This is a genomic window from Acinetobacter sp. MF4642 (assembly GCF_002018925.1).
Lineage (GTDB): Bacteria > Pseudomonadota > Gammaproteobacteria > Pseudomonadales > Moraxellaceae > Acinetobacter > Acinetobacter johnsonii.
Window position 1 is genome coordinate 181,454 of the sequence record NZ_MVON01000001.1, and the last position, 12,239, is coordinate 193,692.

11 protein-coding genes and 1 pseudogene are annotated in these 12,239 nt (G+C 42.8%); 6 read left to right on the top strand and 6 right to left on the bottom strand.

From position 1 onward, the window contains the following. Nucleotides 1–77 precede the first annotated feature (77 nt). From tkt to MF4642_RS00925, 4 genes and pseudogenes are all read left to right on the top strand, one after another. Nucleotides 78–2,066 (top strand): transketolase, encoded by a 1,989-nt coding sequence (tkt, locus tag MF4642_RS00910; protein WP_078424996.1) that lies wholly within the window; start codon nt 78–80, stop codon nt 2,064–2,066. Between the two features lie 115 nt (nt 2,067–2,181). Next, entirely contained in the window at nt 2,182–2,397 is a 216-nt protein-coding gene (locus MF4642_RS00915; protein WP_004696769.1) for a hypothetical protein, read from the top strand. Nucleotides 2,398–2,511: 114 nt separating this feature from the next. Further along, a pseudogene (locus MF4642_RS17300) lies at nt 2,512–2,904 on the top strand (GNAT family N-acetyltransferase). A 168-nt stretch (nt 2,905–3,072) separates the two neighbouring features. Beyond that, nucleotides 3,073–3,669 carry a YceI family protein gene (locus tag MF4642_RS00925; RefSeq protein ID WP_078424997.1) on the top strand — a complete coding sequence of 199 codons (597 nt, stop codon included), beginning with the start codon at nt 3,073–3,075 and terminating at the stop codon, nt 3,667–3,669. A gap of 101 nt (nt 3,670–3,770) precedes the next feature. On the opposite strand, the gene MF4642_RS00930 is transcribed toward MF4642_RS00925, so the two are convergent. Further along, nucleotides 3,771–4,475, bottom strand: a complete 705-nt coding sequence (locus MF4642_RS00930) for a glutamine amidotransferase (RefSeq protein WP_078425065.1) — start codon at nt 4,473–4,475, stop codon at nt 3,771–3,773. A 114-nt stretch (nt 4,476–4,589) separates the two neighbouring features. Continuing rightward, nucleotides 4,590–5,153, bottom strand: coding sequence for a TetR/AcrR family transcriptional regulator (locus tag MF4642_RS00935; protein ID WP_078424998.1), 564 nt, complete (start codon nt 5,151–5,153; stop codon nt 4,590–4,592). 94 nt (nt 5,154–5,247) lie between these two features. Here MF4642_RS00935 and MF4642_RS00940 point away from each other — a divergent pair, with 94 nt between their 5' ends. Beyond that, nucleotides 5,248–6,015 (top strand): SDR family oxidoreductase, encoded by a 768-nt coding sequence (locus MF4642_RS00940; RefSeq protein ID WP_078424999.1) that lies wholly within the window; start codon nt 5,248–5,250, stop codon nt 6,013–6,015. Nucleotides 6,016–6,026: 11 nt separating this feature from the next. Then, the gene (locus tag MF4642_RS00945) at nt 6,027–6,623 is read left to right on the top strand and encodes a 2-hydroxychromene-2-carboxylate isomerase (RefSeq protein ID WP_078425066.1); all 597 of its coding nucleotides are present in this window, start codon (nt 6,027–6,029) and stop codon (nt 6,621–6,623) included. 66 nt (nt 6,624–6,689) lie between these two features. On the opposite strand, the gene eutC is transcribed toward MF4642_RS00945, so the two are convergent. The 4 genes from eutC to MF4642_RS00965 all read right to left on the bottom strand — a co-directional run bounded on the left by eutC (nt 6,690) and on the right by MF4642_RS00965 (nt 12,117). Then, nucleotides 6,690–7,505: an ethanolamine ammonia-lyase subunit EutC gene (gene eutC, locus MF4642_RS00950; protein WP_078425000.1), complete on the bottom strand. Its 816-nt coding sequence runs from the start codon at nt 7,503–7,505 to the stop codon at nt 6,690–6,692. 10 nt (nt 7,506–7,515) lie between these two features. After that, the gene (locus MF4642_RS00955) at nt 7,516–8,901 is read right to left on the bottom strand and encodes an ethanolamine ammonia-lyase subunit EutB (RefSeq protein ID WP_078425001.1); all 1,386 of its coding nucleotides are present in this window, start codon (nt 8,899–8,901) and stop codon (nt 7,516–7,518) included. Nucleotides 8,902–8,914: 13 nt separating this feature from the next. Continuing rightward, a complete protein-coding gene (gene eat / locus MF4642_RS00960; protein WP_078425002.1) occupies nt 8,915–10,360 on the bottom strand; it encodes an ethanolamine permease in 1,446 nt (481 codons plus the stop codon). 245 nt (nt 10,361–10,605) lie between these two features. Then, nucleotides 10,606–12,117, bottom strand: coding sequence for an aldehyde dehydrogenase family protein (locus MF4642_RS00965; protein ID WP_005401131.1), 1,512 nt, complete (start codon nt 12,115–12,117; stop codon nt 10,606–10,608). Between the last annotated feature and the right edge of the window lie 122 nt (nt 12,118–12,239).

A 12,239-nucleotide genomic window follows, 5' to 3' on the forward strand; every position in this document is an offset into this window, starting at 1 on the left:
TCTTTTTTTAAGACAATACACCCATCTTTGAATTCTATTCATCTTACTCTTTAAATCATTTGTTTGGACTCTGACCTATGACAACCCCGCTTAACGAACGTCGTATTGCAAACGCAATTCGTGTATTGGCAATGGATGCTGTGCAAAAAGCAAACTCTGGACATCCAGGTGCGCCAATGGGGATGGCTGATATCGCTGATGTGGTATGGCGTGAGTTTTTCAACCATAACCCGACTAACCCTCAATGGGCGAACCGTGACCGTTTTGTACTATCAAATGGTCATGGCTCTATGCTGCAATATGCGTTATTGCACCTTACGGGCTATGATTTATCAATTGAAGATTTAAAAGCATTCCGTCAACTGCACTCTAAAACGCCGGGTCACCCAGAATTAGGTTATGCACCAGGTATTGAAACGACAACTGGCCCGCTTGGTCAGGGGATTGCAAACGCAGTTGGTTTTGCTCTAGCTGAAAAAACTCTAGCAGCGCAGTTCAACAAAGATGAGATGAGTGTTGTTGACCATTTCACTTACTGCTTCTTAGGTGATGGCTGTTTAATGGAAGGTGTTTCTCACGAAGCATGTTCACTTGCAGGTACACTAGGTCTGGGTAAACTGATTGCTTACTATGACGACAACGGTATTTCGATTGATGGTGAAGTAGAAGGTTGGTTCTCTGACGATACAGAGCAACGTTTCTTGGCTTATGGTTGGCAAGTACTTAAAGCTGATGGTCATGATGCAGATGCATTACGTGCTGCAACTTTGCAAGCAAAAGCTGAAACGAAAAAACCAACGATCATCATCTGTAAAACGATTATTGGTCTAGGTTCACCAAACAAGCAAGGTAAAGAAGACTGCCACGGTGCGCCGCTAGGTAATGACGAAATCGCATTAACACGTGAAGCATTGGGCTGGACTGAAGGTCCATTTGAAATTCCTGCTGACGTTTATGCAGCATGGGATGCAAAAGCGAAAGGGACGGCTTCTGAAGCGGCTTGGAATGAATTATTTGCTCAATATGCAGCAAAATATCCAACTGAAGCAGCTGAATTAAAACGTCGCCTTTCAGGTGAATTGCCAGCTGAATTCCTTGCTCAAGCAGATGCATTTATCGCAGAAACTAATGCAAAAGCTGAAACCATTGCTACACGTAAGGCAAGCCAAAACACATTGCAAGCTTTCGGTCCATTATTGCCTGAACTATTAGGCGGTTCTGCGGACTTGGCGGGTTCTAACTTAACACTTTGGAAAGGTTGCCAAGGTGTTCAAGACAATCCAGCAGGTAACTACGTACACTATGGCGTACGTGAGTTTGGTATGACTGCCATTGCAAACGGTGTTGCGCTTCACGGTGGTTTCATTCCTTACGTTGCAACATTCCTTATGTTTATGGAATATGCGCGTAATGCAGTACGTATGTCTGCGTTGATGAAACAACGTGTAATCCATGTATATACACATGACTCTATTGGTTTGGGTGAAGATGGTCCGACGCATCAACCTGTAGAGCAAATTGCGTCTTTACGTGGTACACCAAACTTAAATACTTGGCGTCCATGTGACACAGTTGAAGCTGCTGTGTCTTGGAAATCTGCACTTGTACGTTCAGAAGGCCCAACAGCGTTGATCTTCTCTCGCCAAAACTTACCATTCCAAACACGTACAGATGCACAAATTGCAAATGTAGCGAAAGGTGGTTATGTATTGGCTGAAGAAAAAGGCGAATTAAAAGCGATTATTATTGCGACGGGTTCTGAAGTATCTTTAGCAATGGAAGCGCATGCACAACTTGACGGTGTGCGTGTCGTGTCTATGCCATGTGCTGAAGAATTTGTGAAGCAAGATGCAGCGTACCGTGAAGCGGTTCTTCCATCAAACATTCGTGCGCGTGTTGCTGTTGAAGCAGCACATGTAGACTACTGGTGGAAGTTTGTAGGTTTAGATGGTCGTGTAATTGGTATGACGACTTATGGTGAATCTGCACCTGCGAAAGACTTATACCAATACTTCGGTATTGCCACTGAAGCAGTTGTTGCTGCGGTAAAAGAATTGACAGCTTAATTTTTAAAATTAACTGTTTGAAGGACGCTCCAGTTTAGGGGCGTCTTTTATTTTGAATGGTGTATATAATATGCAAGCTGCTGCTGAAGTAGCTGCATAAATTTTAGGTGATGATATGAGCTTGTACGATCAAATTCATGATGAAGTTGTATTGATGGATGCGGGCGAACAGAAGTGGATTGGACCAGATCTACCTTTGGAGGCGATGGTTGCTGTTGAACTGTTATTGCAAGATTTAGCAGAAGATAAGCAAATTAAGATCCGTCGTAAAAACCATGAAAAGCAGACAGGTATGAAGTTGATTGATCGGATTCTGATTGAAAAACTATGATGGTTGTCACGTCTAAAAGAAGCCTTATTGAAGCGATTCAATAAGGCTTTTTCTTTGTAATGATTTCAATTTAAATATAAGCCTTACAAAAATAAACATCACTTTGAAAACAAAATGGAAGTACCAAATATTCATATTGTGCCACTGACAGAAATAGATCAGTCGATCTGGGCTGTATTATGGCAAGCTTATCAGGCTGATTTATTGGAGCAGATATCTGAAAATACGTGGCATAAACTGACTGATTCTAAGCGTGAGCATATATATGGTTTTGCCGCACTTATGGCCGGTCGGGTTGTAGGCATTGTGCATGTGGTAGAACATGATAGTTGTTAGACGTTAAAGCCTTATGCCTACTTGCAAGATTTGTTTACGCATGAGTACTATCGTGGGCTAGGGGTTGCAAGAGCTTTAATCGAACACGTCAAAATGCGTACCGAAAAGCGAGCATGTGATCGGGTTTATTGGCTCACCCATCAGGATAATTTAGTCTCACAGCAAATCTAGAATAAAGTCGCGAAGAAGATTGGTTTCATTCAATATCAGGTGTAGGTAAGTCGCTACATTTAAAAACAATTATATCGTTCTAAAGTTGCAACATATCGTTTTATCTTTATAGATGTATTCGTTGTAGAACTCTATAGACTAAGCAGTATTCCAATGTGAGATAAAAACATGAACTTTAAAGCTTTAACAATCGGTTTGGCTGTTGCAACTGCGACTACATTTGCTATGGCGAAACCTGTGGCATATCAAATTGACCCTACACACACAGCAACAGTTTTCACATGGAGTCACTTTGGTTTTTCAACGCCATCTGCAAACTTCAGCGACATTCAGGGTGTGATTAATGTTGATAATGCAAAACCTACAAACTCATCGGTGAATGTAACGATTCCTTTATCTAGCTTAAACACCAACGTAAAAGCTTTAGATGAACACTTACAAGCGGCTGATTTCTTTGATGCGGCAAAATACCCAACCATCACCTTTAAAAGTACAAAAGTACAAGCTCTTGGTGCGAATAAATACAAAATCACAGGTGATTTAACCATTAAAAATGTGACAAAACCTGTCGTTTTAGATGCAGTGCTGAATAAACAAGGTGAGCACCCGATGACCAAGGCACAGTCAATTGGTTTCAATGCAACCACTTCATTTGACCGTTCTGCTTTTGGTGTAGGCGCATACGTGCCTAACGTGGGTGATAAAATCACTGTGAATATCACCACTGAAGCATCAGTTCCACAGCCTAAAGCTGTTGCAAAATAATTCATATCTACCAAAAAAACACCTTCATAGAGGTGCTTTTTTATGTCTGCTGTAAACTTAAAAGTTAGAGCAATAGGCGCATTGAACGGATTATGGCTGAATTATATAACGAGTGCTTTTAAATACGCTGCCAAAACTTGTCCAGAGACATGCTCTAGTTGAGCTGCAAAGCGTTGGTTGTCTGCACGTAATGCTGAAATATTGATGTTCGCTTGACGAAGTTCAGCAGTATGCCCGATTAGCCATTTTTCTAAACCATCCGCTGCGACTTCAGGATGGAACTGTAAGCCAAGAATATTTTTGCCTACACGAAAAGCTTGGTTGGGATAAACTTCTGAGCTGGCCAACAGTTCAGCTTGAGCAGGGAGTTCAAAGGTGTCTCCATGCCAATGTAGCACTTCAGTTCCTACCAGTGCTTGTAGTGGGTTCTGTTCAACGGTATTGAGCTGTAACTGACTCCAGCCAATTTCTTTGCTATGACCTGCATATACTTTTGCACCGAGTGCATATGCAATCAACTGTGCGCCTAAGCAAATTCCTACAGTCGGTAAGTTTTTTTCTAAACGAACTTTAAGTAAGTCTATTTCGTGTTGTAAGAAAGGGTAGTCTTCAATTTCATATACCCCAATTGGGCCACCTAAAATGACGGTTAGACCTGTGTAATCCAACGCTTTAGCTAAGTCATCTTTGCCGGCTTCAAAATATCGTACCCGATAACCCAATTGATATAACATATCTTCCCATGCACCCAAATCTTCAAAAGCAAGATGCTGAATCGCGTATATGGTATCGGGTAGGGTCGTCATAGTTGGCTCGTTCACAGGCGTTAAAGGAATGTAAAAATGTACAGGGAAATGCACAGAAGTTGAAGGCAATAAATCAGAAAAAATGTAGAAAAACTATGAACTCAATCCAAGCTTTCACTTGCGCTGCAGCATGTTTTTAATCATCCATTTGCTTGAGCTTAAAATTTCTCGTTGTAGATGTTCATCCGCCATGCTCCGCGCCATGACGATTGCACCGACCAGTTGACACAGTACCGCCCAAGCTTGTGTTTCATTGCCTAGATGTTGTGTAAAGAGTGCGTGACCACGAAGCATTTCCTGTTGAAAACACAGTTTTGTTGTTTCACTACTACGTGCTACCTCGGCTGCAAGAGAGGGAATAACACAGCCTTGATCTGGACGTTGCACATGAGACAGCGCTAAATAACGTTCAAGTTCGAAGTCAATCCACTCTTCGAGGTTGTCATGCGGATTGGCTTGCCATGCTTGAAAGCTGTGTTGTAACTCGGATTGGATCAGTGCTTCAAATAATTCATGTTTTGATGAAAAATGCGAATAAAAAGCACCGCTGGTCATTTGAGCCGCTTTCATAAAACCGTCGACGCCAGTATTGGCAAAGCCTTGCTTCTTGGCCAGTTGAGCACTGATTTTAAGCAGCTCTTGACGTTTTTCTTCTTTATAGCCTGTTTTATAGCGCATAGGAGTTTCATCAAAATAAAATTGACTGATGCTGAAAACTATAACATAGTGATCGTTATGATAACGATCGTTATTTTATAAAGGGAGTGTATTTATGGATGGACTACAGCCAGAACAGCAGTTGCAAAAGGCTGATGCTAAAAAGAAAGTTGCGTTAGTGATTGGCGCAGGAGATGCTACAGGGGGTGAAATTGCGAAACGGTTTGCACGTGGTGGATACATCACCTGCATGACGCGAAGAAATGCCGAAAAACTCCAGCCCTTAATTGCAGAGATAGAAGCTGAAGGTGGCCTTGCATATGGCTTTGCGTCGGATGCACGTAAAGAAGATCAAGTCATCGCTTTGGTAGAAGAAATTGAAGCCAATATTGGTGAAATCGATGTTTTAGTGTTTAACATTGGGGCGAATGTGCCATGTAGTATTTTAGAAGAAACTGCACGTAAGTATTTTAAAATTTGGGAAATGGCATGTTTCGGCGCGTTCTTGACAGGGCGTGAAGTGGCGAAGCGTATGCTCGTGCGTGAACATGGGAGCATTATTTTCACGGGTGCAACCGCAGGCATAAGAGGTGCAGCAAACTTTGCCGCTTTTGCAGGGGCGAAACATGCACTGCGTGCTTTAGCGCAAAGTATGGCACGTGAGCTTGGCCCGAAAAATATTCATGTGGCACACGTGGTGGTGGATGGGGCAATTGATACCGATTTTATTAAAGACACTTTTCCTGAGATGTACGCGCGCAAAGAACAGGATGGCATATTAAATCCCGTGCATATTGCAGAAAATTATTGGCATTTGTCGCAGCAACCGCGCGATGCATGGACGCATGAGTTAGATTTAAGACCTTGGATGGAAACGTGGTAAAAGGACAAAGCATGAAAAGCGTAGAATTTTATTTTGATTTGGGCAGCCCATATAGCTATTTGGCCTACTATCGTTTACTGCAAATAGCAGAGCAGCAAGAGATTCAGATTGTGTATAAGCCTATTTTATTAGGCGGGGTGTTTAAAGCAACAGGTAATCGTAGTCCGATAGAGATTCCTGTCAAAGGGGTTTATTCAATCTTAGATATGCAACGCTGGGCGGAGTATTACCATATCCCAATGCAAATGAATCCGCATTTTCCAATGAACACTTTAACCCTAATGCGCATTTTGACAGGCGTTCAATTGTTGCATCTAGAAAAGTTTGAGCAAGTTTTAAAACTTTTATTCGATGCGATGTTTGGTACACCACAAAATCTGAATGAACCTACTGTCTTGGCAGAAATGCTAGAACCAAGTGGCTTTTCTGTAGAAGATATTATGAGTATGGTTCAGTCGGATGTGGTGAAACAAAAACTGATCACTGAAACAGAACAGGCCATTCAACGTGGCATTTTCGGCGCACCGACATTCTTTGTGGGTGATGAAATGTATTGGGGCCAAGATCGCCTACATTTTGTAGAACAAGCGCTGAATAAAGCAAGCTAAAAAAACTAAATCAACATAACATGCTATTTAAGATCAGCCGTAAAATCACGGCTGATCTGCTTCAAATTAAAATAAACGCTTAGGCGCATGTTCCGTGTCTAGACTCACCATTTTATGTTCATCTTTTAAGTCTACACCTGAGTAACCGAGTTTCTTAGAGCCACGCATGAGAGACATTAGCCGTTGTACTGCAACAGGAATGCTTAAGCCCGCAGGTCGAACATTTGAAATACAGTTCCGTTTAGCATCCAACGTACCTGAGGCTGCTTTCCATGTATAGTAAATGCCCATACTATCAGGTGAGCTTAGGCCAGGCCTTTCGCCAATCAGCATCACGAGCATAGTCGCGTGTAGGCACTCTGCAACTGGATCACCCAAAGCGACTCGGCTTCCAGTAGCAATAACCATCGGTGCAATGCTCCAGTGTTCCGCTTGCAACTGCGGGATAAGGTGTTGAATAAAAGGCACTGCATTTTCTTCAATTGCCCGTGCAGATAGTCCATCACCAATCACAATGCAGACATCATAGTTTTGCGGGTTACTGGCTTTAAAGACCTCTAAGCCATGTTGTGAAGCTGGACTTAACAGGCGACCTAGGTCAGGACGTTTTAAGTATTCTTGTTTATTTTCAGCTTGACTGTGTACCGTCAGACTATCCAAACCTAGTGTATTAAAACTTGCAACTAAGTGTTCGACATCTAAAGCTTGATGTACCGCATCTTGCGCTTCCGCATGTGCTAGTTGAAATTTCAGCAGTTCATGGGTCGGGATGCTACAGCCTGCACGTCCAATGGCGATACGAGCATCGGTAAATTTCTTTAAGTTTTCCCAAACATCCTGATGCTGTTCAGATTGATAGTTTTCTAGAGGAACAAGTGACATAAGTTGCTCCTTATATATGTAAAAGTTTTTCAAATTGTGGCGGGATATGTTCTGGCCAGAGAATGTGCTGCTGCTGTTGTTTAAAGATGCCTTGTTCTGCCAACCACAGATCAAACTCAGGTCCGGCTTTTAAGCCTAAAAGTTGCCTTAAATACAGCGCATCATGAAATGACGTGGTTTGATAGTTCAGCATGACGTCATCCGAACCCGGAATGCCCATAATAAAGTTCAAACCTGCTGCACCGAAAAGGGTGAGTAGTACATCCATGTCATTTTGGTCGGCATCGGCATGGTTGGTATAGCAAATGTCGCAGCCCATAGGTAAGCCTAGGAGCTTGCCACAAAAATGGTCTTCCAAGCCTGCACGGATAATTTGTTTGCCATTGTATAAATACTCTGGGCCAATAAACCCAACCACAGTATTTACCAGTAGTGGGTTAAATTTACGAGCTACTGCATAGGCACGGACTTCTAAGGTTTGCTGATCTACGCCGTGATGCGCATTACTAGATAAAGCACTGCCTTGACCTGTTTCAAAATACATCACATTTTGTCCCACAGTCCCACGCTTGAGAGCCAGTGTTGCTTCATAGCCTTCACGCAGTAATTCGAGATTAATGCCGAAACCTTCATTGGCGCGCTGAGTGCCTGCAATCGACTGAAACATTAAATCAATCGGCACATTTTTCTCTGCCAGTTGAATCCCCGAACTGATATGCGTCAGCACACAAGACTGGGTTGGAATATGATGCTCTTGAATCACATGATCGAGTAGTTTGAGCAGCTCCGATAAATTTTGTAGGTTATCGGTTGCAGGATTAATCCCAATGACGGCATCCCCATTGCCATACATCAAGCCATCCAAAATACTAGCAGATATCCCCAAGAGATCATCGGTCGGATGATTCGGTTGTAAACGGGTCGAGAGATGACCTTTTAAACCGATGGTGTTGCGAAATTGGGTGACGACTTCACATTTACTCGCAACCAAGATGAGGTCTTGATTGCGCATAATCTTACTCACCGCAGCCACCATTTCAGGGGTTAAACCGAGCGCAAGTTGTTGTAATTTCTGCGTAGTCGCATCTTCACTGAGTAGCCAGTTACGAAAGTCTCCTACGGTAAAATGTGAAATAGGCGCAAATAAATCACTACGGTGCTCATCGATAATCAGGCGGGTTATTTCATCCTGTTCATAGCTGATCAGCGCTTCAGTTAAAAACTGCTTCAATGGAACATCGGCCAATGCCATTTGTGCGGCAACACGTTCAGTGGCATTTTCCGCCGCAACACCTGCAAGTTGATCACCTGAGCGCAGCGGGGTTGCTTTTGCCATTAAAGTTTTTAAATCATTAAACACATAGTGCTGATGTCCAATCAACGTTTTATAAGCCATGTCATAGGTCCTTCTATAAGTCTTGTTCGGCCTTACGAATACTTTCAAACTCTTCTTCAGGTGTACCTTGAACGAGTCGATGGCGACTATGGAAAATAAAGTAGGCAATAAAGACCGCATAAATAGCGGCAGCCATAAACCAAACTTTAGGATCCACTACAAAACCAGCTATCACCGCAATACTGGCTAAAATCAAAGCAATTGATGAGGTGACAATCCCACCTGGGGTTTTATAGGGACGATGCAACTCTGGACGGCTGATGCGCAGTTTAATGTGAGAAAGCATCATCAAGACATAAGAAATAGTCGCACCAAATACCGCCATCAGGATGAGCAGATCACCTTCACCTGTTAGGGACAATAAAAAACCAATGATGCCGGGAATAATAATCGCTAAATAGGGCGCTTTGTTTTTATTGGTCAGGGATAACGAGGTTGGTAAATAACCCGCACGGGATAAGGCGAAAATTTGACGTGAATAGGCATAGATGATGGAGAAGAAACTCGCAATTAAACCTGCCAGACCGACAAAATTGACAAAGCTGCCTAACCAGCTGTTCTGACCATAGACGGCTACCAGTGCATCAACTAAGGGTGCGCCTGATTCCTTAAGTTGTTCTGCGCCAGCAGCACCAGCTCCTAAGAACAGAATAAGTAGGGCAAAAGCGGCCAAAATCAGCATTGAACCGATCAAACCACGTGGTAATGATTTAGATGGATCTTTGGCTTCTTCTGCTGCCAGTGGTACACCTTCCACCGCTAAAAAAAACCAAATCGCATAAGGCACCGCCGCCCAAATACCGATATAACCCATCGGTAGGAAGCTACTTGCTCCGATATTTTCAGTCGGTGCAATGTTAAATAAGTTGGCGCTGTTAAAATGTGGTGCCATTGCGATGATAAAGACAAAAAGAGCTACGGCTGCAATGGCGGTAATGACAAACATGATCTTGAGGGCTTCACCTGCACCTTTAAGATGAATACCCATAAAAACCAGATAGCAGATTAGATAAATGATCCATCCACCGATACCAAATAAGGACTCGCAGTAGGCACCAATAAAGCATGCGATAGCCGCAGGGGCGATGGCATATTCAATTAAAATCGCCGTGCCAGTGAGATAGCCACCAAATGGGCCAAATGCGGTACGCGCAAAGCTATAGCCACCTCCCGCAGTGGGCAGCATGGTGGCCATTTCAGACATCGACAGGCACATGCATAAGTACATGATGGCTACAACAACCGTTGCGATAAACATACCGCCCCAGCCACCTTGAGCAAGACCGAAGTTCCAGCCAGCAAAGTCGCCTGAAATGACATACGCTACGCCTAAACCGACTAATAATAGCCAGCCTACAGCACCTTGTTTCAGTTGCCTTTTTTCAAAATAGTCGTCAGATGTGCTTACCGTTGAAGTAGAGAGCGGAGTTGTTGGGCTGTTAATGGGAGAATCGGTCATGTGAAGCTCCATATCTTGAGTTTTTATAGATGGCTTGATGGATGCAATATTTATGCAATTTCAGTACCAAGAGATTAGACGTCCTGTCTAATGTTTATATGACACAGTTTTGAATTATTGTTTTGATGGTTGATGGTTGATGGTTGATGGTTGATGGTTGATGGTTGATGGTTGATGGTTGATGGTGTTCAGGGTAACGAATCACCCTAAACACATAGAGAACAGAATACGAATAAGCTAAGTGCTTAGAAGAAGCCCATAGGCTTAGTTGCATAGCTCACAAGTAAGTTTTTAGTTTGTTGGTAATGATCGAGCATCATTTTGTGGTTTTCACGACCAATCCCTGACTTTTTATAACCACCGAAAGCGGCATGTGCAGGGTAGATGTGGTAACAGTTGGTCCAAACTCGACCCGCTTGAATTGCACGACCTGCACGGTAAGAGGTATGTGCTGAACGTGACCATACACCAGCGCCTAAACCATAAATAGTGTCGTTGGCAATTTTAATGGCATCGTCAAAGTCTTTGAATGTTGCCACTGAAAGTACAGGCCCAAAAATTTCTTCTTGGAAAATTTTCATGTCATTGGTGCCTTTGAAAATGGTTGGTTCAATATAGAAACCAGAACCCACTTCATTACGCTCACTACCACCTGTTAGTACTTGTGCACCTTCACCGCGACCTGTTGCGATACAACCCAAGATTTTCTCTTGTTGTTCAAGTGAAGCTTGCGCACCAATCATCGTTTCTGTATCGAGCGGGTGACCCGTTTTAATGCGTTTCACACGTTCAACTGCCATTTCAAGGAATTTATCTGCAATACTTTCTTGAACTAAAGCGCGCGATGGGCACGTACAGATTTCACCTTGGTTAAGCGCAAACATGGCAAAACCTTCAAGGGCTTTGTCTAAGAACTCATCGTCTTGATCCATAATGTCTTCAAAGAAGATGTTTGGAGACTTACCACCTAATTCTAAAGTTACAGGAATTACGTTTTCAGTGGCATATTGCATGATCATTTGACCCACAGCAGTAGAGCCAGTGAATGCAATTTTAGCAATACGTGGATTGGTTGCGAGTGGACGACCCACTTCAACACCATAACCGTTGACGATGTTTAAAATACCAGGTGGTAGTAAGTCTTGAATGAGTTCAATTAAAACCAAAATGCTCGCAGGGGTCTGTTCAGCAGGTTTTAAAACAATACAGTTCCCAGCAGCTAGTGCAGGAGCAATTTTCCATGTCGCCATCAAAATTGGGAAGTTCCATGGAATGATTTGTCCTACCACGCCCAAGGGTTCGTGGAAGTGATAGGCAATGGTATCTTCATCAATTTCAGAAATGCCGCCTTCTTGCGCACGGATACAACCTGCGAAATAGCGGAAATGGTCAATGGCTAAAGGAATGTCCGCTGCAAGTGTTTCACGAATCGGTTTACCGTTGTCCCATGTTTCAGCCACAGCCAATTTTTCTAGATTTTGTTCTAGACGATCTGCAATTTTAAGGAGTAAATTTGAACGTGTAGTTGGAGAAGATTTGTTCCATTGTTCTTTGGCTTTGTGCGCAGCATCCAGTGCAAGTTCGATGTCTTCGACAGATGAGCGAGGGACTTTTGTAAAAACTTTACCGTCGACAGGAGAGATATTTTCAAAGTATTCACCTTTTACTGGAGCAACCCACTCGCCACCAATAAAGTTGTCATACTGTGCTTTAAATTCTACTTTAGAACCAGATTGGTTAGGGTCTACATAGCGCATATTGAAGTTCCTTTGCTTATTGATTTTTTAAAAGCATCTACAGCTTTGGTATAAGGTACATCTGTACAATATTTAAGTAGCATAACTAATATAAGGTTGGAAAAAGGTTGGAAGGAAGGAGG